At 41.1% G+C, this 23,222-nt stretch carries 20 protein-coding genes; 9 read left to right on the top strand and 11 right to left on the bottom strand.

Going from position 1 to position 23,222, the window contains the following annotated elements; all coding sequences use genetic code 11:
* Positions 1-45 precede the first annotated feature (45 nt).
* The 7 genes from GZH31_RS08225 (at position 46) to GZH31_RS08255 (ending at position 13,041) form a co-directional block, all read left to right on the top strand.
* Complete coding sequence (locus GZH31_RS08225; RefSeq protein WP_257473698.1) at positions 46-654, top strand: hypothetical protein; 609 nt, start codon at positions 46-48, stop codon at positions 652-654.
* Positions 654-1,244, top strand: a complete 591-nt coding sequence (locus GZH31_RS08230; protein ID WP_063705176.1) for a hypothetical protein — start codon at positions 654-656, stop codon at positions 1,242-1,244. Before GZH31_RS08225 ends, GZH31_RS08230 begins: the two co-directional genes overlap by 1 nt.
* Entirely contained in the window at positions 1,228-1,638 is a 411-nt protein-coding gene (locus tag GZH31_RS08235; protein WP_180311595.1) for a hypothetical protein, read from the top strand. Before GZH31_RS08230 ends, GZH31_RS08235 begins: the two co-directional genes overlap by 17 nt.
* Complete coding sequence (locus GZH31_RS08240) at positions 1,631-8,815, top strand: hypothetical protein (protein WP_180311596.1); 7,185 nt, start codon at positions 1,631-1,633, stop codon at positions 8,813-8,815. Before GZH31_RS08235 ends, GZH31_RS08240 begins: the two co-directional genes overlap by 8 nt.
* A gap of 16 nt (positions 8,816-8,831) precedes the next feature.
* Entirely contained in the window at positions 8,832-11,804 is a 2,973-nt protein-coding gene (locus GZH31_RS08245) for a hypothetical protein (protein WP_180311597.1), read from the top strand.
* A complete protein-coding gene (locus GZH31_RS08250; protein ID WP_180311598.1) occupies positions 11,794-12,447 on the top strand; it encodes a hypothetical protein in 654 nt (217 codons plus the stop codon). Before GZH31_RS08245 ends, GZH31_RS08250 begins: the two co-directional genes overlap by 11 nt.
* 417 nt (positions 12,448-12,864) lie before the next feature.
* The gene (locus GZH31_RS08255; RefSeq protein ID WP_180311599.1) at positions 12,865-13,041 is read left to right on the top strand and encodes a hypothetical protein; all 177 of its coding nucleotides are present in this window, start codon (positions 12,865-12,867) and stop codon (positions 13,039-13,041) included.
* An 11-nt stretch (positions 13,042-13,052) separates the two neighbouring features.
* Here GZH31_RS08255 and GZH31_RS08260 read toward each other — a convergent pair whose 3' ends face one another.
* The 4 genes from GZH31_RS08260 to GZH31_RS08275 form a co-directional block, all read right to left on the bottom strand.
* The gene (locus GZH31_RS08260) at positions 13,053-13,988 is read right to left on the bottom strand and encodes a hypothetical protein (protein ID WP_180311600.1); all 936 of its coding nucleotides are present in this window, start codon (positions 13,986-13,988) and stop codon (positions 13,053-13,055) included.
* A gap of 45 nt (positions 13,989-14,033) precedes the next feature.
* Entirely contained in the window at positions 14,034-14,189 is a 156-nt protein-coding gene (locus GZH31_RS08265; protein ID WP_180311601.1) for a hypothetical protein, read from the bottom strand.
* On the bottom strand, positions 14,186-14,347 hold the full coding sequence (locus GZH31_RS08270; protein WP_180310834.1) for a hypothetical protein: 162 nt from the start codon (positions 14,345-14,347) through the stop codon (positions 14,186-14,188). The genes GZH31_RS08265 and GZH31_RS08270 overlap by 4 nt, the downstream gene beginning before the upstream one ends.
* Before the next feature lie 64 nt (positions 14,348-14,411).
* Positions 14,412-15,983 (bottom strand): ABC-F family ATP-binding cassette domain-containing protein, encoded by a 1,572-nt coding sequence (locus GZH31_RS08275; protein ID WP_180311602.1) that lies wholly within the window; start codon positions 15,981-15,983, stop codon positions 14,412-14,414.
* A 245-nt stretch (positions 15,984-16,228) separates the two neighbouring features.
* On the opposite strand from GZH31_RS08275, the gene GZH31_RS08280 reads away from it, so the two are divergent.
* Positions 16,229-16,948 carry a metallophosphoesterase gene (locus GZH31_RS08280; RefSeq protein WP_230235618.1) on the top strand — a complete coding sequence of 240 codons (720 nt, stop codon included), beginning with the start codon at positions 16,229-16,231 and terminating at the stop codon, positions 16,946-16,948.
* On the opposite strand, the gene GZH31_RS08285 is transcribed toward GZH31_RS08280, so the two are convergent.
* The 4 genes from GZH31_RS08285 to GZH31_RS08300 form a co-directional block, all read right to left on the bottom strand.
* A complete protein-coding gene (locus tag GZH31_RS08285; protein WP_036968379.1) occupies positions 16,937-17,308 on the bottom strand; it encodes a hypothetical protein in 372 nt (123 codons plus the stop codon). The two genes, GZH31_RS08280 and GZH31_RS08285, sit on opposite strands and share 12 nt — an antisense overlap.
* Positions 17,309-17,476: 168 nt before the next feature.
* Positions 17,477-18,049 carry a tRNA-(ms[2]io[6]A)-hydroxylase gene (locus tag GZH31_RS08290; protein ID WP_074988208.1) on the bottom strand — a complete coding sequence of 191 codons (573 nt, stop codon included), beginning with the start codon at positions 18,047-18,049 and terminating at the stop codon, positions 17,477-17,479.
* Positions 18,050-18,098: 49 nt separating this feature from the next.
* A complete protein-coding gene (locus tag GZH31_RS08295) occupies positions 18,099-18,737 on the bottom strand; it encodes a sulfotransferase (RefSeq protein WP_180311603.1) in 639 nt (212 codons plus the stop codon).
* 112 nt (positions 18,738-18,849) lie between these two features.
* Positions 18,850-19,224 carry an MAPEG family protein gene (locus tag GZH31_RS08300; RefSeq protein ID WP_036968374.1) on the bottom strand — a complete coding sequence of 125 codons (375 nt, stop codon included), beginning with the start codon at positions 19,222-19,224 and terminating at the stop codon, positions 18,850-18,852.
* A gap of 131 nt (positions 19,225-19,355) precedes the next feature.
* Here GZH31_RS08300 and GZH31_RS08305 point away from each other — a divergent pair, with 131 nt between their 5' ends.
* Entirely contained in the window at positions 19,356-20,705 is a 1,350-nt protein-coding gene (locus GZH31_RS08305; RefSeq protein ID WP_180311604.1) for a DUF2254 domain-containing protein, read from the top strand.
* 4 nt (positions 20,706-20,709) lie between these two features.
* Here GZH31_RS08305 and GZH31_RS08310 read toward each other — a convergent pair whose 3' ends face one another.
* The 3 genes from GZH31_RS08310 to GZH31_RS08320 form a co-directional block, all read right to left on the bottom strand.
* A complete protein-coding gene (locus tag GZH31_RS08310) occupies positions 20,710-21,426 on the bottom strand; it encodes an SIMPL domain-containing protein (protein ID WP_036968370.1) in 717 nt (238 codons plus the stop codon).
* A gap of 251 nt (positions 21,427-21,677) precedes the next feature.
* A complete protein-coding gene (locus GZH31_RS08315) occupies positions 21,678-22,172 on the bottom strand; it encodes a nuclear transport factor 2 family protein (RefSeq protein WP_180311605.1) in 495 nt (164 codons plus the stop codon).
* Between the two features lie 149 nt (positions 22,173-22,321).
* Positions 22,322-22,465 (bottom strand): hypothetical protein, encoded by a 144-nt coding sequence (locus tag GZH31_RS08320; RefSeq protein ID WP_180311606.1) that lies wholly within the window; start codon positions 22,463-22,465, stop codon positions 22,322-22,324.
* Positions 22,466-23,222 lie beyond the last annotated feature (757 nt).

The following is a 23,222-nucleotide window of genomic DNA, read 5'->3' on the forward strand; positions in this document are numbered from 1 at the left end:
AAATTTTATACTCGTTACCAGTGTTTTACTTTAAGCCTGGTAACGATGACAGTCCCACTCCCCTTACCCAAACGGCCTAAACGCTCTAACTTTAAGTTAGTGCCGAATAGCCAAGTTCATTTGAACAAAGCCAATAACGCCACTGAGGTATATGACCTAGAGGGTGCTTATTGGGAGTTTGAAATTGAATTAGCCAATGTGCCTGAGCGTGAAGCGTTGGCGCTTGATGCGTTTATTGCAAGCCTGCGTGGCCAAGTGGGTACCTTTACCCTATTTGATTATCGTCGAGAGCAACTAGATAAAGACTTTACTGGGTATGTGCGTGGTGAAAACCAAGACGGTAATACGCTGGTTATTGATGGTTTACCGCTAAACCAAACCTTATTGGTTGCTGGCGAACGTATGCAAGTGGGCGTTGGCCAAAATACAGAACTAAAGATTTTAACCGGTGATTTGTTCAGTGATTCACTTGGCCGTGCCACTGTAGTGTTTGAATCGCCCCTACGTAAAATCCCTGCTGATAACACCTTAATTACCTTTAAACAGCCGCGTGGTTTGTTTCGCCTTGCGGATAACAACCAGGGCATCGATAGCGCTGAATATAAAAAAGGCATTGTCACCAGCTGGAAGATTAAAGGACGGGAGGCGTTTTAATGGAGTCGTTAAACGCTGGGTTACTTGCTGATTTAGCCACTAGTGGCCGTGCCCGTTACTTTGTTCGCCTGGCATTTAAAAGTGGTGATGTTTTACTGCATACGGGTGTGGGTGAACGTCGCTTTAAAAACTTAACCTGGCATGGCTTAGGCATGCTAGGCACCGTGAGTGAAATCCCTGCTAATGACAAGAACGACAGCGCCCGTATTCGCTTAACCCTTCACACGCAAGACACTGCCGTACTGGCTGAAGTCGCTGAAAACGACCCTATTGGCCACACCTGCGAAATCTACCTTGTTACCGTAGATGAACACTACCGCGTAAGCCAAAGTCAGTTGCTTGAAAGTGGTTACATTGTGGCGTGCGATGTAGAGCGCGGTGCAGTATCACAAGTGCAATTAAGTGTGGCAGGTGAAAGTGAGCGCTGGAAAGAATCACGCTTACACCAGCGCTGGAATGATGCCACACAACGCGCCCTCTTCCCTGATGATGCTTTTTTCAGTGAGCAAGCGTCTGCCAATAAACAAAACCTACCTGACACACAACCTGGTAACTACATAGGAAATAAACGCCGTGAACGCCACCGTTAAACTAGCCGCCTTTATAAACCAACGTAATTGCATGCCGTTTAAGTGGGGCAAAAATGATTGCTGCCTACTCGTGGCTGATTGGGTTCGCTTTGCGACAGGCCAAGACGTTGCTGCAGATTTTCGGGGTAAATACCGCTCTGAGAATGGCGCATTTAAACAACTCTTTAAACGTGGTTTAAACGATGTTCAAAGCGTGTTTAAAGACCGTTTAAACCCTGAAATTCCTGTTGCGTACGCACGGCGTGGTGATTGTGCGCTCGTTGAATTTAACGGTGAACTTGTTGGCGGGATTGTCACGGTTAATGCCGTTGTATGTGTAGGCGAAAATGGACTTGTCACTAAGCCTATGAGCTATGTGAAAGCGGTTTACCCATTGGAGCCGCGTAATGTCTAAAGTTGTCGATACCGTTGTAGATACAGGCGGCGACTTATTCGGCATTGGTCGCAGTCTCTTTGATAAAACGGTGGGCGCGCTATGGGACTCGCTCACCCCTGATGTGCCTGAAGAAGACTTAGCCACGCTTGCTAAGGGCTTACAAAAAGGCATAGACCAACCGCGTCGCATTACCTTTGGCCGTGACCGCGTAGGTGGTGTTATTGCTCACCAAGCTGAAGTTGAACGCGATAAAAAGAAATTTGTTCAAATGGTGGTGCTAATAAATGGTGCCCCTATTGATGCTCTCGAAGAAATCTACATTGCTGATAAGCCGCTTACTGAATACCCAAGCGAGAGCTGGGACTATGAATTAAGCGATGGCCGCCATACAACGGCGAACAGTAAAGCCGTTGCTAAAATGGCAGGTTGGACAGCAGCACACATTGGGTATGGCCAAGCGCATATCTTTGTTGAGTTTGAAAATAACCGTGAAGTCTTTCCAGATGGTATTAGCGATACTGAGTTTTTAATTCGCGGTGCCCGGGTGTGGGACCCTCGCGACACAAATCAAAACCCTGATGATGAAACCACGTGGCTTTGGTCACAAAACGCGGTGTTATGTGCCCTGCACTATGTACGTTTTTATGGCGCGCATGAAGTCCCTTTTGAGCGCTTACCCCTTGAGTGGTGGATTGCTGCCATTAACGTGTGTGATGAAGAGGCCGAGTTTACTGATAAAGACGGCAATATCACCACTGAGCCACGTTATACAACAAACGGCAGTTTTACCTTTACTACGAAACCCCTTGATGTATTGAACCAACTTGAATCCTGTTTTGCGGGTAAGATTTTTAGACAAATGGGCCAATGGTATGTGCGTGTGGGTGCCTGGTATGGCAACCCGACATACACCATTAATGCAGATGATGTTCACGGGAACATTAAGATTAAATGGCATGCGGATTTACGCGACCGCGCCAATGTGGTTCGCGCTACATTTACCGACCCCGAGCAAAACTACGAGCGCACAGACGCGCCACCGGTAATATCTTCGGCATACCAGACGCATGATAACCAGATATTAGAAAAGTCGATAACTTTACCCTTTGTTAGAAGCAGTACCACAGCACAGCGCTTGGCCACTATACACCTTGAACAAACACGCTTAGGTGAAATTGAATTACCCCTTAAACACAAAGGCTTGGCCGCTGCAGTCGGTAGAACCGTTTACCTAAACTTACCTGGTGAATCGATTACCAATAAAATCTACCGTGTGACAGAGCGCCGTTTTCGTTTAGATGGCGGCGTAACGCTAATGTGTATCGAAGATGGCCCAGGCTTATGGGGTGATAACTTAATACCAGGCGCACAAGGTTTAACCCCAAATAGTGATTATTTAGTGGGCCGTCCGAAGCCTATTTTTGATGTACGGGTGACGATTAATGGCGATGGAAACGGCATTGTAAAGTGGAACCACCCTACACCACTAGCTGTGCATGAATACGATATTGAGTTTATGCACGCTTCATCCAGTGAGCCCGTATTCAAAACAACAGTAACGTACACACAAGTCACCATCCCTAAGCTTGCCCTTGGTGAATACACCGCACGTATTAGCGCTAGAAATATTTTTGGCCAACGCTCTGATACGGTCGGTGTGCAGTTTAGCGTGCTTTCCCCATCGATACCGGTTGTGCATGTACTGGCTGATTACAATCAAATTACCCTGACAGCCGAGCTTGCTGCTGCAGGCATTGGTACACAGTTTGAATGGGAGTTCTTAGGGACAACCGCACAGCCGCAATCGGGTGAACGTGTTTTAGCACAGATTTATAACCGCATTGGTTTGAAGAGCGAAACGGAATACAACTTTAGAGTACGCAGTGTGAACCACTTAGGTTCATCCGCGTGGGTGGATGTATCGGCCACCACGACGACTGTCGACTTAACCGAGTTTATTAATGAGCTTCCCCTTACGCGTTTAAGCCAGGAAGCACAAAGTTTAATTAACGATATTAATCAGCAAGTCGACCGTTTACGCCCTGAGACTGAGAATAACTTACCTTCGCTCATTGCTAAGAATATTGATGCGATTACGGGCCTTGCTGAAAAAGTAGAGGTCATTGATGCAGAGAACCCGAACAACTTACAAAGCCAGCTTGCACAATCAAACAGTAAAATAAATGAGTTAGAACGTGTTACCGAAGTACTGGATGCATCAAAGAACAACAGCCTCCCTGCACTGATTAAAATCAATCAAATTGCTATTGAAAGCCAGCGCCTACAGCAACAGGATTTAGGCTTAAGTGTTTTAAATGTGACAGCAGCCTATACCAATTGGCGCAATGAGTATGAGCGCAGAGCCTTTAACAATGAGCGATTAATCGATGCAGCTGTGTATGTTGATCCAGATACCGGCACCATCGTTAACCGTGCATTTGCCTACACAGATGAAAGCTTTAACAGTGCGCAGCTTCTTATTGAAGGCGCTGAAAGTAAAATCACACTCAACGCGAAGCAACTAGCACAATCACAAAACCGTATTACACAAGCTGAAGCAACGTTAAAGCTTCAAGCGGGTCAAATTACACAGCGTGCGACGTATGCCGAAGTCGAAGGCCAAATAGCCGGTGCCCTTGCGGCATTACAACCAGCCTACAGCTGGCAATTTAATACGGGCGTTGAAGGCTTTACGGGTGCGGATAGCCACCATGCCCAAGGTTATATTGTTGCCACCAACCCTGTCTCTACACCGGTAATTAGCTACGATGCCACTGAAAACCCGATGTTTAGGTTACGTGTGCGAAAGCATACTGGCTCAATATGGAAAGGCAATATCACGTTTAATGGCGGCGCTACCCCACTTCATTTACCAGAGCCAACAACGGATGAATGGGAAACGTTGACCCTTGATGCAACCGGCACAAATGGGTATGTAGGCACAATTACCAGCCTCGCGTTTGATTTAGGCTCCTGTGACATTGATTTTATTGAAGTAGGAAAACGTGGCGCGAATGACTTAGCCCTTGCTGATATTACCGCGCGCACGACAACACTTGAAAATGATATCAATGCCCGCACCGGTATCATGGCGCAGTACGCAACAACAGCCTGGGTTAATGCGCTTGGGTTTCAAACACAAAGTAATGTACAAACCTTAATTGACTCGTTTAATACCCAATACAATATTAGTGCAGTCTTACAGGCGTTTTCAGACAACAACACCATTTTAAAAGCGAACGCTGCACAATCATGGATTGATGGCGCAAACGCCACTATACGCGACCAAGTTACCAGTATTCTAAATAATGACGATGGCGTAAATCAGCGCATAGCAAATGCTGAGCAAAGTTTAGATGCTATTAAAGGCGAAATTAGCCAAAGCGTAACGCAAATAAGCGGCCTTGAACTGGATGTAAAAGAGCAAGGTTTAGCAGATATCATTCAAGCGTATAACCAGTTACAGCAAGACAACGATTTAGCCGAGCAAGGCTACAGTCTAGCCGTGGCCAATGAAAAACTTACGGCTGTTACGAATGACGTTGGCTCATTAGCGACGCAGCAATTAGAGTTAGCTGGTGCTTTTGCTCAAAACCAAGCCTATTTAACAAGCTTAAATCAAGCCTTTGCCAATGAACGTTCAGCACGAAGCAGCACCGAACGTGAATTAAGAGCTGAAATTACCCGAGAAGGCGAACGCTCAGTTGCCCAAGCAAATGAACGGCTTGAGGCGACTGTGGGCTATTGTATCGATGCAGATGGAAACCGCGTTGATGAAGTTGATGCCCTAGCCTGTATTGCCGCTGGCCATGAATGGGTAGCAGGTCCATTAGTTGAGCTAATTAACAATTACACAGCAGTATTTGTTGGTGCGCAAGGCTTCCAAACCGCGTCTAACGTACAGCAATTCATTAGTACATTTGACGGTGAGCATGGCATTACCGCAACAATCCAGCAAATTAACGATGACGGTGTTATTGAAGCTGCTAAAGAAGCCCAGCAATGGATCAACGCAGCGGATGGAACAATTACTAATTTAATTACTCAGTTCGTAAATAGACCGAACGGTATAAATGATTCAATCGCGTTGGCTGAAGAACAAATTCGCGCTAATGCGGATGACCTATCGACTGAAGTAACAGCACGTGAGCAATTAAGTGCGCGTATGGGCGAAGCTGAAGCTGACTTAATATCGTTAGATGAAGCCATTATCACTGAACAGCAAGCCCGTGCCAGTATGGGATCGCAACTTCGCATCGAGTTTCAAAACCAAGATTTAGCGATGCTTGCTACGGCCAATGAGTTTACCCGTGCGGTAACAGGCTATTGTGTTGATGCACAGGGCAACCGAGTTGATGAAGACGATGCTGTTGCGTGTGAGGCGGCTGGCCATACGTGGGTTGATGGTCCAGCCGTGCAACGAGCCGTTGAAATTAGTGCTGCGTGGGTTACTCTGCAAGGTTTCCAAACTCAAAGTAACGTACAGCAATCACTTAATACGTTTGATGCTACGTATAAAGTCAGCGCGACCCTGCAGCAGTTTGCTGATAATGACACACTTCAAAAAGCCAACAATGCCCAACAGTTTATTAATGGTGCAGAGGCTTACATTGCGCAGCGCATTACGGCGTATAACGCACAAGAAGACGGTGTAGACGCCAAGTTTTCAGACGTACAAGAGCGCTTAGATGCCGCTGAAGGCACAATATCAACGAGTATTGTACAGATCCAAGGTTTGAGCCTGGCGCAACAAGCAACCGACTTAAACGCGGTGATAGCTGCGTATAATGCCTTAATTCGTGATAACGAACTTGCAGAGCTCGACGTTAAAGCGGCCTTTGCAAACGAAAAACTACAAGCCCAAACAACAGAAGTTGAAAGCCTGGCACAGCAGCAGCTTGAGCTTGCAGCACTATTCAATGACAGCCAAGCAATTATTACGAGCTTAAATCAAGCGGTATCTAACCAATATCAATCGAGTGTAATACGCGACCAACGTTATCAAGCAACGTTTGATAGTGTTAGCGCACGTTTTAGTGATGTTACAACGGCCATAGCGACGATTGATGAAGCTAACACAGTTCGTGATGAAGAGTTTGAATCGTTTGTTGCTGACACAATCGCGCAATTTGATGAAGTTACCGAAACCTTTGCAAGTCAAGAGCAAGCTTATACCGAGTTACAACAAACGCTAATAGCAAAAATCGACGAAGATACCGAAGCGGCAAAAAACGAAGCTGTATCAACATCACAAGAGTACACCCGTACTGCCGTTGGTTATTGTGTCAATGCTGAGGGCCAAATCACCAGCGAAAATGATGCGGTGCAATGTGTAGCGGATGGTGGTTCCTGGGTTAACGGGCCGCTTGCTGAGTTTATTGCCAACATGCAAATCAGTGATGGTGACAGCAGCGCCAGCATTAAACAGCTACGCCAATTGTTTACAACCGTAGACGGTAAACTGGTTGCGCGTGGTGGTTGGACGCTCGATAACAATGGTCGCGTTGTGGGAATAGCCGGTTATAACGATGGCGAAGTGGGCAACCTAGATTTAGTGGGTGATGTGATCCGCCAAGGCGTTATGGTTAACGGTACCTTTGTACCAACCTCCTACATTGATAACTCAGATCCAGCTAAGCCCGTACATATCTTCAAAGGCCGTTTAGTACTGGGTGATGGCCACACTGTTAGCAACCTTGACGATATCAAAGCGCAAGACGGTATAGATGGGTCCGATGGTCAAGATGGCCTAAACGGCAAAGACGGTATTACCCCTTCATTCTCAACGAATCCTGATGGCTCTTACACAATTAGTAATGGTACCGAGCAAATAACAATACGAGATGGTGAAGATGCTCCCATACCGACTGTCACTAATAACGGGGATGGCACCTACACAGTGACAGATGGTGAAGGTAATAGTGTCATTCTTAAAGATGGTCAAGACGGTTACACCCCCGTTAAAGGCACCGATTACTTTGATGGGAATGATGGCAGCTTTGTTAGTTACGTATTTAAAGCGTCAACCTCTAAACCCTCGACACCATCGGGCGGGTCATTTGACGGGACCACAGAATCATTTCCGACCGGTTGGAGTGATACCCCCATCTATGTAAGCGGTCAGATCACATGGGTATCTAAAACGCGGTATCGCATCGTAAACAATACGTGGACTAACACGGGATGGTCTTCACCTGTTGAATACATCATTAAAGGTGCTGATGGCCAAGATGGTTTAAATGGGCAGAATGGACTAGACGGCGCTGATGGTACTCGTGGTTCTGTTACTTTAAGTGTGGCCACTAACTATGGTGAATGGTATGACTCCACAGCAAATGCGGCGGTACCAGGAAGTCCCGTCGTAAATGATATTGTCACTATTTACAAATCAACAAATCCAGCGGTTCAGGCCACACGAAGATTCAATGGTACAAATTGGGTAAGTTATGCCCTGCAAGTGCATGGCGATGCACTCATTGATGGCACAGTTGATGGGCGTGTTTTCAGAGCGAATACCCGCATTGAATCACCGCGTATTGATTTAGTAGGCACTAACTTCATGAAAATAGAGTTAGCAAGTGGCTTTGGACCTGAAAACTTGTGGTACTGGTATGGCCCTAAGTTTATGAAGGACGGCTTGCCAGATTTAAGTATGTGTACCCGCGCAAACGCGACAGAGTGGAAGGATACTAACGGCCACCTTTTTACAAAAGGAACATTTATAGCAGGTTCGTTAGAAAGTAGCGTTACGACTTCGCATTTAGTTAATAACCCAAGCCGCGAGCTTGAGATTACATCAAATGGCAACACAATAAGTTTCGCGGTAAGTTACAGTCATCGCAGAACACATTACGGACCAACTAATGGCGACCCTACGTCTGTCAACTGTCCATCAACACAACAATTTCAGCCAACAAGTGGAACGCTCTATTTAGAACGTTGGAACGGTAGTGGTTGGACGGTAATTCAATCTCAATCATTTTCAGGTAGTTACAGCTGTACTGATGGCTACTTTGAAGCTGAACAGGGCACTCCAAACGTGCCCTACATTGCATCATCATCTTCAAATAAATCATTTACAACAACACACCGACCAGGCTCTGGCTATCAAAAATACCGAGTTAGAGCGCAAGTTAATAATTTTTATGCTGTTTCGGGCGTAGGACAATACCTGTCACTCGCTGCGAGCGAATAATTTAGAGGACTAAATAATGCCAGCTTTTACAGCGTCACAAGCAAAAGTAGATAACGGCTCTAAAGTCGTACAAATCAACAGCGGAGAGAGTGTTTCTAATGTCCGAGGAGGTGACTTTTTAGTTATTGCCAACGCCATTGTTGAAATTAACCGCGCGTATATTGGTGCGGATAATAAAGGCTATTTTGAGCTAGTTAAAACGTGGCCAAATAGTAATCAGTTAAACCAACCATGTATAGTTATACCTACAACAGCCGAGTTTAAAACCGTTATTGCGGCATTAAATGAAGCCAACACGCTTGTAAATAACAATTATAAAGCGATGCAAGATTGGCAAACTAAAACAGGCACCGTAACGTTTAGCAACAAAGACGGTACAACGACAACCGTTAAAACTCTCAAGCAGATTGAAGCAGATAATGCCGCACAACTGGATGCGTATCACCCCTACCCGTGGGCCATGCGTAAAGTTGAATTTGAAGCTATTCGTGCAGCTAACAATGAAAAGTTTGCAGCCAGTGGGTTTGTGCATTTTGGCAAGCATTATGATAACGGAAGTTCAGAATTAAAGGTTGCGGAAGGACTTTATACACGTATAGATACAGCAAATAATTTACGGTTAGGGCGTGTTTCATCAACTTCCCAAGGATTAAGCAAGACCAACCACCCTTTTATTAATGTAAGTGGAGTTGTTACAAAAATTGAATATCTGAGTAGAGAGGACTCGATTTTTAACCAAGTAAAACTCCCTCCCGCAGAAGATGGCACGAGAACTTACGAAAGCGCAACAGGTGTATCAGTCACACACGCTACCTCAGCAATCGCGTTTGCCAGCGAAACTGCCACTAATAAAGTGGTGACTGACCGAGTTGATATGTGGGGCTTTGAAGGGTTCTTGCGTGAAATTAATGATGCTGACCCGTTTGTATATAAATATGGGTTAATTCAAAGCCAAGCACCCAATATTAATGGTGTGGGGACTGTTCTTGATAATGTCCGACCAATCACTTACTTTGCATGGTATGAAGGAGATACAACTAGCCGTGGCAAAGGTGTTAATTGGCAAACGGCTACAGAATCACAACGTATTACTATAGCTAGCGACCCTAAAAATAATATCCAATTTGATGATAAGACAGGTAAGTTTTACCAGTGGTGTATCCGAGGTCGCAGTTTTGCAGGATTAGGTAATGGGGATTGGGGGTTTATAGAGGGGATTCTAAATACCTCTAGATTGACTTTTTCAGGCTCTACACTAAAAGCCTATGTAAATCCACAAGGTGCCTTAAATACAGATGTTTCATACTTAGACGTTGATAAACCTACAGATGAAAGAGGACAATATGTAGGGTTTGGCGCTACAAATTCTATTCTGTTTTCTGACAAAATTGACACAGGTCTGTTTGGTATTGCTAAGTACTCAGGTTCTGATTCATCAAACACTAAGATTGCAGTAAACGGAGAGTGCTATTTCTTAGTTTGCGGCACCGTAAGTAGGCTGAACCAAGGGGCATATCATCCAAGTTTCAATCCTCTAGGTTCTAGCACATTCTGGGATGCAGGGGGGAGTATTTCAAGTAATCTACCATTCACAGATTCAAGAATAACTAAACCAACAAGTACATCGGATTGTTTTAACTTTCAGGTTGGTAGTGTTGCCAATAGAGGCAGTATTGCTACAGGAGTATCTGGGAGACCTGACGGTCGCTACTATGATTCAATTTGCTCAAGTGGGCAAGGTGGTGTTTGTAGGGATATGCGGTATAGAGCTTCAGGACTAACCGATGTTGATTTTGCAGAAGCGGATTTAAGTATTAAAGATGGTACTTATCGTGGTACTGAAAAACCGCCATTCAGTGTGCCATTAGTTGTAGGTCCTAACTCAATTACAACATATATTTCTCTTGGAGAAACTAAGCCTGATTGGTGGGATGATAAGATATTAGGGACTGGGAGTATTACCGACTTAGGCACCTCTAAGATGTATATATATAATCAAGCTACAGGGGAAAAACTTTTTGTATGGTTATCAGGATATACAACTACAAGTAACATAGGGTGGTATCTAAGGGCGGTTAAAGTTGAATTTGCTAGTAGCACAGCAGCAAATGCTAACCATGGTTTAGTTGGGGGCGAGTATCTTATTTTACAAACAACATCTGATAAGTCCCTTTCAAAGTTAAGTGTTTCTGGTGACTACACATATACTGATGTAATAGGTGATCCCGCTAATATCTTCATGTGTGATGATCTGAGAGATGGGTGGATTGGTCGTTGGATATCTATTATTCCAGACGGAACGAGCAAAAAATTCCCCCTTACTAGACCTTTAGTAGAACAACTCCCTTTACAATCCACAATAGATGTTGGTGTTACGTGGACGAATCACAGTGCTTGGGCTTCCTTAGCCTCTTTTGATTCTATTAAAGATGAATGGTCACACGCTTTCCCTTCAAATGCTGTGTATCTTATTAACTACACAACTAAGGCATCACCTTGTAAACCTAGTAGTAATCACAAGCCACTAGGAGGCCTTAAAGGATTAGGAGAAGTCTATGTTACGGCCTTTGCTGACGGTGATGGTGGTCATGCTAACAGTGGTTTCTTTTGTCAGGGACTTATAGGGAAAAGGACAACAACAAAAACAACAGGAGCTTACCCATCAACAAGTATGTTAACAAGCGTTAGTATTGGATCAGGAGATTCTTTAAAATTACCGCTTCCTACACATACCAGCATCTCTCTAGGGTCAGCGAGTGCCCAAGCTATTGGGGTTAAGGCATTAAATTACAACCTAGCTGAAAATCAACAAGGTTTTATCAATTATGCCTACACCGAACTTGTCTATAGTGGCTCAGATTGGGGTGATGATGGCAAAGTTCATATCGCAGATAACCAAACCACAATGCCCGACGAAAATAGTAACACTGTTTTAGTTGGTACAGCTCGTTGTGTAGAACCTTTAGGATGGATTAAAAATGACAAATAAATTAGACGCTATTTTAGATTTTATCGTTCTCGATGACGAGCAAAACCCTGTTCTTAACGAGCAGGGTTTGCCAACGTTGCTACAAGGGCCCGTAGGCGCGAAGAATATCCCTGAACTTATAGCTAAAGGTAAAATTGGAAATTTAGCACTATTCGCTGAGCTTGAGAGTAAAACTGAACAATGGCAATGGGCTAGCGCCTATTACAATTACTTAGTTGAACTAAACGAAGTTGAACAATACAACGCTAACTTACCCGCGCCGGTTGCAAAGGAGGATGGCAGCATAACGGAAGCCGAGCCTAAGCCTTTACCTTCGGCACCAGAGCGGCCCGCGATAAGAACGGTCGATGAAGTACTTGAACCGTACAAGGTCACTATTTTTAAACTTGAGCGCCAAAACCAAATTGATAATGCGATTGTTGAAATATCAACAGGCAAAAAGTTTGATGCAGACGAGCTGAGTATTACGCGACTAGCCAATGCCCTGATTAAACACTGGCAATTAGATGAAAGCGGGATTATTCCATGGTCAACAGCGGATGTGGCCACAGGTGTAATGGTTGATTGTACGAAAGCCGAAATTATAGAAGCACATCAACTAGCGACTGATAACTTTGCTCAAACATGGGCTTTAAACAGCTAAGCCCTTCTTTAAGTTTAAAGGTAGTTTAAATCAATTTTAAACTGCCTTTAAATCACTAACCTTACTCTGAATTAATTAAAACTAGCCTTATTTAACATAATTAAGCAATTCTAAAATCTTACGTCTTTTTTTCTAAAAACAATCGGCGGCTTACATTTTGTACAAAGATGCTCTTTTACATTGTGAGTTAAAAGCAATTTGTATTTGTCATTTTTACCACGTTTAATTTAAACGATCTGATTTACACTCACTCTCATTTAAGTGGCAATCTGTCATTACATTGTTCGTCTGTTTAAATACACATTGCTTTACTAGCGTTACGGTTTGCACGGTCTGGTTATTTATTAATTTTTAGAGATGGTTATTTTTAGATACCACGCGGTGAATTTCAGGTAACTTCTAATTTCATCAACAAGATTGAGCTTTTACAACGCTGAGTTCGTTATAACGAACTGCGTTGATGCCCTGCAAGCTCATGACTTAGTTGAAGACATTGAAACACTGAAAATCATTGGTAATGACTTAATCAAAATGAGTGATCAGCTTGCTCTAAAAGATATTGTTTTGAAGTATGGAGATAAAAAAACAGCATAAATATAACCCGCTTAATGCGGGTTATATTCTGGTAATTTATATGTCTTCAATGTTCTTTCAATTGTTCGATATGAAACTTTATCTATATCAGAGATTGGAAATTCATATATGCTGTTGTTGTATTCATCCATACAAATTAATACTTCCTTTGTTTTTATTAATAAGTAACATACTTCTTTTTCGGTTTTAAAATTATTACTGACTTGATGAAGCTCAATTCTTACACCTCCCCCATAACCTGCTTTTCTTAGAATTGAAGCGTATATTTCAGCGTTAAAAAGAGCCCAAAGGCTTGAAATGTAAAATATTGAAGAGAGCAATACAAATAATACCCAAACGTGCTTTTTATTACGTTCAGTTAGTTCCATTGAAATAAATATAAGTAAGTAACATATTAAAAAGAATATATAACCTTCTTTACTAATCTTGCTTTCATCAAACGACGTATAATAAATTATCACACTAGCTATAACGACAAGTATGTTCGAAGTTACTATGTGAAATAAAAATAGCTTTTTTGAAAAGTTTTTTGAACTGTACGTACGGTTTTTCATGCTTCCATATACACGCTGAGCAAAACTTTTTAAATCACTGGTTTCATCTGAGAAATGAGCTATTAATTGATAAAATATAGTTACAGGTATCATTGATACATTGTAAAAAATAACGTACAGGAGTTTTGTTATATATTTTACAAATATAAATATTAACAATACACAAATAGCACCAAAAAGGCTTGCAGTTGTTATTGCTGTTTGGAGGTAAGGAACCCCTTCTAGAGGTGGTCTGAATCCATAATTTATTGCATAACTGTATGTAGCATACTCGCTGAAAAAACCTATAAAACCTGGTCCTGCGATACTCCCCAAAAAAGAACCAATTAAAATTTTCATAGGTAAAGAAAGATCTAGGTATTTATTCCATAAACTTTTAATACTACTGTCCATAAGATTTTTATCTTGATTTTCATTTTTATAACAACTATTAACAGATTACTTCAAAGCAGCTTCCAGTGCACTTACTAATTCATCATCAAGCTTGTTTTCTGACTTACTTGCCAAATGCTTAGCTGTAGCTAAACACACTCGTTTTATAAATGCTTCGGTTAGCAATTTAACGACTAAATATTTACCTAATGTCGCTATCATAATTTATCCTGTAGTTTCGTAATATCTTCACCGTGTTTTTCAATTACACGCTTAATCCATGTAATGTCTGTTTTCACTGCGGCAACGGTGGCGAACGCACCACCTATTTGCACAATCACAATGAAAAGCAAGTTTATTGAGTTTGCATCCACTGTCATGCCCTACCCCTTAGCCGCTATCGTTATGGTTTCAGCGTTTATAATGCAAGGTTATCCATCTGTTTTATAATGCAATTTTCTTATGACAACCAATTCCCTCTATAAAGTACTGGTCATGGCTGACTATGATAAACCCGCCATTAAATGCGTGTAATGCATCGGCTAAAAGCTGTTTTGATTCAAGGTCTAGGTGATTATCGGGCTCGTCGAGTAACAAAAAAACATGCTTTTCAATATGGCTTACGATACACATTGCGAGTTTCATTTTTTCGCCACCACTTAACTGTGCGGCTTGTTTATAAACGTCGTCTTTTCTGAAGTTTAAACTAGCAAGCAGTGTTCGGGCTGTATTGTGGGTTAATTCGCGGCAATAGAACATTAGGTTATCAAGCAGGGTTAAGTCATTATTTATTAATGAAAAATGTTGGTCTAAATAATAGAGTGGTTGATTAACATGTATCTGCCCTGCTCTAACTGGCAATATAGCCATCATCGTTTTTAAAAGTGTTGATTTGCCGGTGCCATTGGCGCCCGATAAATGTATTTTTTCATCATTATAAAGCGATAAATTTAAGGGGGTGTTCGTTCCATACTGCAATACAATGCTCTCGAGTGTTACTGCTTTTTGGCGTTTGAATTCTGTTTGATTTAAAAAGAACTGTTGGGGTTTTATTTGCTCAAGTTGAGATATAAGCACTTGTTTATTTTTAGTGATTTGCGCCTCTCTTTTTGCTGCGTTTTTACTTTGCGATGATTGATTTGCTGAGGCTCTGTCTTTTTTAGCATCTTGAAGCACTTTGGGCTGGCTGCCTGATTTTTGAAGCTTTGTGCCTTTATTCGCGCGTTTTTCTGCTTTTTGTTTATTAACTTGCTGTTGAGCTTCAAGCTTACTTTGTTGTTTTGTCGCTGCATTAAGCTTGTTTTCTAATGCTGTAACATGTAGCTGTTTTTGGCGGGTGTAATCTGTAAAGTTGCCACCATAAACAACTAACCCCAGTGAAGATAGTTCCCATATTTCATCAACAATTTCTAGTAACTCTCGGTCATGGCTGATCAGTAGTATTTGCCCTGGATATGATTCAATTTGATTTTTTAACCATGCTTTACCGTGATTATCTAAGTGATTTGAAGGCTCATCGAGAATCAAAATATCGTGGTTTAAGGTAAACAAAGCCCATAATTTTAATTGACTGAGTTGCCCGCCACTTAAGGTATTCGCACGCGCAGTGGCAGTTATGTTTTTAAGGCCTAATTTATTTAATACAGAATTAAAGCGTTGTTCTAAATCCCAATAACCATCCACAAATGCTAAGTCGTGCTCTGTGAATTGGCCTTCATTAATGGCCCATAGGGCGTTGAAGTAATGATCAAGCCCTATTGATTCAGCAACTGTGAGGGTATTTAACCGTTTAATGTCGTCGACTTGTTTATATATACCCATTACGCCGCTGCTGTTTACTGTTCCTGACGTTGGCGAGCGCTCTTTACAAAGTAACGATGCTAAAATTGATTTACCACTGCCATTGCGACCAACAAGTGCGGTTGTTTTTGCTGTTAATGACAGTGTTATATTGTTAAACAGACGTTTGCCATTGGCATGCTGAAAGCAAAGGTTAAAAGCGTGAAGTTGTGGCATAGTGCCTCCTGTAATACAGGGGCAGAAAGCGTTGGTAACGCAAAGATAATTTACGCGTGTAAAGTGATAGTGAGCAACGCCTACTAACCCTGTTGGTCCAAAGAAAAAATGAAATTGGATAACAGGTTTAGTTGTTCATGTTGGCGCGTGCTCCTAAATAATGAGACTAGATAATATCCAGCCCTTGCCAAAAAGGCAACGAGTTATGTTAGGCTAATACTCATAGAACGTGAAAGGAATGCATTTTGAATTTAGTTAATTGCCAAGCCATTCTCAATAATACTGTGCAAGTAAAACTGACACTTGATGCTAAAAAACGTGTTTTTGTTATTGGTGATTTAGATGCCGACCTACCCAAGTTTGAACGTGCGTTAGCATCGGTAAATTTTAATGCAGCGAACGATGTATTATTTGCGCTTGGCGATGTTATTGATAGAGGTGCACACAGCGTTGCTCTATTACAGAGGTTTAAAGAGCTGGGTGTTTATATGACTCTGGGTAATCATGAACATATGATGCTTGAATCAGTTCTTGCCCAAGATAGTGGTTATCACGCGTTATGGGTTGAAAATGGCGGGCGTTGGCATTACGAATTAAGCGAGGCTGAATGTGTGGATGTTTGCCTGCAACTCCTTAATTGCCCTCTTTCTTACCTTATTGAATATGCAGGCATGACGATTGGTTTGTCGCACACGGTGCCACAAAATTGGCATTGGCAAAATATCCCTCGCAATCATTCTCAAGCCGTTACCGGCTTACTTTGGGATAGAGCTATTACAAAACAAGGTAAGGTTTTGCACAACCAAGGCGTCGACTTTTCTATTCATGGCCATAACTCGACCCCTCGGCCCTATTGGATTGGGAACACCTATCACATCGATACAAATTATTTAGGCGGTGAGCCAACACTTGTCGAGCTGAGCTCTTTAATAAGCGACTTTAAACAAGCCCAGTCAATGGATTGAAGCAAGTTCAGAGGGAATGTTTTCTTCGAGATACTGCTTGTACTTATACCTTGCGTGCCAAAGCTGTTCATCAGATTCTTGCAGGTAAATAAGTGGACCGGTATTTTTCTTTGCTAAACTGGTTAGTTTAGAATATTCACGGGTATCGATTTTGCCATCGCTAAAGTAACTATTTGAAATTGTTAGAAACTCATCGTCTTTATACACTTCACTGTGCCAAATAAGAGAACGATACATACTGGCGGTTATTTCGGTTGGCTTATCGTTGCTTTGAAATATTTTCACTTCAGAGTAAATTGAGTTACCCGTAATTACGATACCAATTAACGATAGCGTTGTGAGAGTCATCATCCATTTCATGCTTTTATCCTCACTATTGATTACTTTAACTATAGGAGGAAAGCGAGATGTTTGATGTTTATTTAATCAATCACAGTTCGAAAAAGTATTTTCAAAATGCTTAATTACTGTTTTGTAAGTACCTATTTTGTGCATAGGACTCACTGAGCCCTATGCGCGTGATACCATTTAGTGAAGTGCGGCTGTAAACGGAATGCTTTTACAGATTTTGGCTTCAGCTATAAGAATTTCTTCTAGTCGTGTATCTACTTCATGCTTGTCGAAATACTCGTAGGCAAGTTCGACAAATAAGTTTTTATGCTTTTCTTCAGATTTTGCGATGGCCACATAAAACTCTTTTTCTTTGCCAGCAGGTAGCGCTTCGGCAACTAATGAAAAGCGTTCATGCCCTCTTGCTTCAATAACACCCGCAACGAGTAGACGATCCATTAAAAACTCGTCGCGGCCATTTCTGAATAAGCCACGAATTTGCTTAATGTAAGGGTCTTTTTGATCGTTACCCAATGAAATATCGCGTTCCATTAATAGCTTGAGAACTTGCTTAAAATGAATCATTTCTTCAAGCGCTAAGTCGGTCATAGCTTTAACAAGTTTACGACGATCTGGGTAATGCGACAGCATTGACATAGCCATACCCGATGCTTTCTTTTCAGCGGCAGCATGGTCTTGCAAAAAGGTGTTGAAGTCCGCTAAGACACCTTCTGTCCATTCAAAGGGAGTGTGATATTTTAATTCAAACATGATAAGGAACAACTTAACTTATAATGGCGGCGATTTTAACGCATTTTGGTTATAAAATCTTGTGATTGTAACCAAGGGATTTATCTATTTTTCCATTGCGGGTTGAGGCTATTTTGTCGGGGTGTTTTATGTCATTCCAAGCCGTTACTTTACCGGCCATATTCAGTTGTTTAAAAACAATTGGTTGCTCGGTTTGTAAAAATGCTTTGAGTGCGTCAGGGCTATGTTCGTCTGCAACATCAAGTGTTAATAGTTGCTGTTTTTTATCACTAAAATAGTTTTGCACTTGCTGTTGATGCCGCTTGTAACATGCAATAAGGTACTCATCTGATTCTATATCTGCCAGTGTGTAGTGGCCAAACACCTCTAAATAACAGCGTTTTAAATGACTATTAAAGCCGCCATCTTCGCGCATTAAATTAGTATGCATGCGCGCAAGCAGTTGTCTTATTGAGGGGATCCATTTTGATAAATCACGCTGCAAATTAATAAAAATACTGTTTGGGTAATGCTTATCAAGTAACGGAAACTCACTAAAGACGGGAGTGTCAGCTATAACCTCTGCACTTTCAATTGCCGCTTGTGTATACGCTGTGTGGGCCGTTTTATAGCCTAATTGTAAAAAGCTATGGCAAATACTGGTAGTGCCTGTGCGCGGCAGACCTATTATAAAAATTTTATTCTTCATCTTAATTCGTATTAATTATGTTGGCATGAGAACTGGGGTTGCTTAATGAGTAGCGTTTTAACCCAGTCATTTTAGTGTCATTGCTAACGTTAGCAATGACACCCGCTTTTACCTACATAACTTGTGTAACTAATAACATGAAAGCACTGATAACCAGTGTTAAAAAGGTAAGTATCATACCAAAAGCACGTAATTTCATTACGTTATCAGCAAGCCCGTAGCTGTGACAGAATCGACCTAGTAGCAACATGCTTCCTAAAATATAACAATAATGACTTGATAGACCTTGGTACTCAACCAAGAACAATAAGATCAAAGTAAATGGCACATACTCTATAAAGTTTCCATGCGCACGAATTGCTGCTTGCAAAGATGCATCACCGCCATCGCCAAGTGAAATTTGCTTGGCTTTACGAATTTTAATAACACGAAAACTTAACTGAATGTATAAAATCGCCAATATGGCGGCAAAGGTTGAAACGATCACTGTATTTCCAATTCTTATTTAAAGTTAGACGCTTAGCACTATTTGTTGCTAGGCTATAAAATAGGTATTTAAGTTAGCACACTATTATGACTCGATAATGATTAATGTCTAACTGTTCTTAAAGGATATGCATGTTTACGCCAAGAAAAATTGCAGACAATTACCGCGAGATGATCAGCAGTATTGGGTTTTACCCATCGATGCTATCCGTTTTATTTCTTTTGTTTGCTTTACTCACAACTGCAATTGAATACGCAGCTATCACAATGGAAGTTAAGCAATTTTTTGCTGTGCTATTAGTCGATAGTGAAGAAAACGCACGAACCATATTGAGTACCCTTGCCGGCAGTATCATTTCGCTAACCGTGTTTAGCTTTTCAATGGTAATGGTGGTACTTAATAGTGCCAGTGCGAGCCTGTCACCGCGAGTTTTACCCGGTTTGATCACTCGTAAATCGCATCAACTTGTTTTGGGTTTTTACTTAGGCAGTATCATTTACACCATCATTATGTTGATAAACATACGCGCGATGGAAAACGGTGAAATGGGGATCCCCTCTTTGGGTATTTTCTTTTCTTTGCTGTTTGGCTTAGTGTCGTTGGGGTTTTTTGTTTACTTTATTCATTCAATCTCAAAGGCTATCCAAGTTGATAATGTACTTAACGATTTATTTAAAAATACCAAAAATGAGCTCACCTGCATTGTCGCAATGCAAAAAGATACCGATGTTAATGAGTTTCCTAATTTTGATGAATGGCACAACATTAAGAGTGAAACAGAAGGTTATTTTAAAGGGGCTCACAGTGATAAATTATGTGCGCTGTGTAAAGAGCACGATATAAAGATTTATATTGCGGTTAAACAAGGTTTTTTCACTGTTAAAGGCTACCCATTCTTAAAGTGTGATAAAGATTTATCAGACATGCCTGAACTTGTTGATGCCCTGCTCAACTGTTTTATTTTTTATATTGAAGAGTACATAAGTGACCATTATCGCTATGGTATGACGCAAATTTCTGAAATTGCCGTAAAAGCAATGAGCCCAGGTATTAATGATCCGGGCACTGCGGTTAAGGCCATTGATATGTTAAGCATTTTACTGATAGAACGCCTTAAAATAAGCGATGTGAATTATTCGCTAAAGCATTCAACGAATAATCAACCTTATTTATACCTGCACGAGACATCGTTTGATGAATTACTGCATGATAACTTCACACCCATTCGGAATTATGCAAAAAGTGACGCTTATGTGATGGTCAATGTACTTGAAGCATTTAAAAATATTTTGTTTAGATCGGCTGATAGCAGTAAAGCGACAGAAAGCTTATTTGTTTATTTAGAGGCCATTGTTGAAGACATTAATAAGCATATAACGAATGAATACGACCGTCAGCAAGTAACCAATATGCTCAAGGCTATTGCGCGTATTTCAGAACACAAAGGAAAGGCGTTGGTGGCAAAGTTTACCACCAACTAACTGTTTAATTTTCGATATAATAAACCGCATAGCTACTTGCGGTGATGGTTATTTCACCCCCATTGTATGCATCGGGTACATAGTTACTCGGTGCTGCATCAGCCATAACCATTTTTTCAGCTCTCATGTAGGGTTGCACTCCCGTGTCTAGTGGGCTGTTTGAAGCCGTATAAAGGCCTTTTAACTCAACACCATAATCATTGGCAAACTCTTTTGCTGCGGCACGGGCATCTTTAATTGCCAGTTTTTGTGCCTGCTTTTGTAGCTCTTCATACCGGCTCGATACAAACTGTGTTTGATTTATTTCATTAATACCTGAGTTTACGAGTTGTTGAAGTAAAACAGGGTACTGTTTTGTATCAGTGAGCGTGAGTGATAAATTACGAGTTACACGGTATCCAACGAAGTTTTGTTTGCCTGTTTCACGGTTATATTCCGTTTCGCGTTGAATAGAAATATTAGACGCATAAATGCCCTTTTCTTCTACCCCTTTTGACTTTGCAAGCTTTATAGCTTTTGCCATTGTATTGTCGGCTTTATTTTTAGCGGCGATTAAGTCTTTATCAATTTCTACAATTGCGACCGTTAGTTTTACGTTGTCGGGGATTGTGGTGATAGACGCATTACCTTGAATATAAATATGCGGAGCGTCTGGCGTTGCCAAGGCAAAAACATTAAAACTCATAAATGCGGCAATAGATGAAAAAACAAATTTATTCATAACCTTGTTCCTTTTGTATAAACGTGAACTATTAAATACCTTATAAGGTTAATTAGCAATGAACAAGCTTAAACTAGAAGCTTAAACTAGAAGCTTAAACTAGAAGCTTAAACTAGAAGCTTAAACTAGAAGCTTAAACTAGAAGCTTAAACTAGAAGCTTAAACTAGAAGCTTAAACTAGAAGCTTAACGCTCGAAACAACACGGCTTTGAACAACATTATTTTATGCGCTTTTTATTTACACATCAGGATTAAAACATTGTATTAATGTTTTTAGATTTCTTTGGAACAGACTGCCCAACCCCCCAATGCTCAACAATTTTACCTTCTTCCATCCGAAATATTTGGATTGCTGCACCGCCAAGTGATTCAGGTGTATGTTTTACATGAAGGTGAAGCCAAACAAGATCACCGTCAGAAGCAGTTCGCTTAATGGACATTGACAGTTTAGGGTACTTTTTATAACGGCTCTCAAATAAACTCAACAGCGCATCACGGCCATCAGGTATGTTTGGTGAATGCTCAATAAAATGTTCGCTGTAACATTCATTACGCAAAATATCTATTCGATGCTTAGGCTCAAGATCTGGTCTATTTTCGAGGATTTCCATGCAATACAGCGCCTTCTTTAAGTTAGATTCCTCTAAAGCAGTTTCTGCGCTATCTTTTGCATTTAATTCACACCCTGCAAGGAGTATGGAAATTGCAAACAACACAACTCTAATCGCTATTTTCCCTGTACTCATATATTTCTCCTATACACGCTGTTGTCAGAATGTTCATGTATTTCTTGCCCTTAATATGGGCAAAAAATGTGGCCAAAATGGAGCTGAGAGAAACAGAGCACTCTGTTAGCCGCAGCGCTTTAAATTCGTGCAAGCTTTAGAGTTTATATTCACGTCGCACTTTGTTGGAAAAAATGCCAGACAAGGTCCCACTTAAGATCTTTGTCTTTCGCCGAAGCCGAAATTGGTTTATCTACTGCACCTGCACTGAATGCTAATATCGCTATCAGTCCAATGACTGCAGTTTGGATCATTTCCTTCTTCATTTTACTCTCGTAAGTTAAAAAATCGGTTAGTTGCTTAATGCATGGCTCTGCGGCAAAAAAGCGCCCAGTGTTTTGGGTTGGCAGCAGCCACTTGATAGGATTCTTGTTAGGTATCATTTAAAAATAAATTACAGTCTGGCTAATTTATAATTCAGTAAATTGACCATAAAATTAAAGACTTAAAAATACTTTATGTATTACTGTTACCCGTAAAATAACTATGTATGTCACCTAATCGTGATGTAGCAAACTAGAAACCATGCACACGTTGTTATTTGGCTACGGATGCATGTTGTAGATAAGTAAGATGAAAGTTCGAATTAAACATGGGGTTACCCAAACGACGTTACTTTAATAAGAACGAGCAATAATTAACCACCTTACATCGATACCTGAAGAAAAGACATTAATTCCAATCAATCTTTTTGTAATAAACAAAACAGGTCAGATCTTTACTCGATAAATTTAAAAAACTAATAATATAGTAAATAGAATATGGGTCATTCTAATAAAAATATTAGGTTTTGTGAGGCCGATTGTTTAGTTGGTACGGCTTACTAACTTATACATTTCACAATGGAAGAATTGTTCTACAAGAGCGCACTTTATCCCTTTGAATCCTTGATTACTCTCTTAACGAAGCTGTTTAGCAGAAAATAAAAGCCAATGAAATTGCGTTACTTAATAGCAATTCATCTAGTATCGACTCATCTTAGCTCGACAATTGTGTTACTGGTATTGGTGT

This window comes from Pseudoalteromonas sp. JSTW (assembly GCF_013423925.1).
GTDB lineage: Bacteria > Pseudomonadota > Gammaproteobacteria > Enterobacterales > Alteromonadaceae > Pseudoalteromonas > Pseudoalteromonas lipolytica.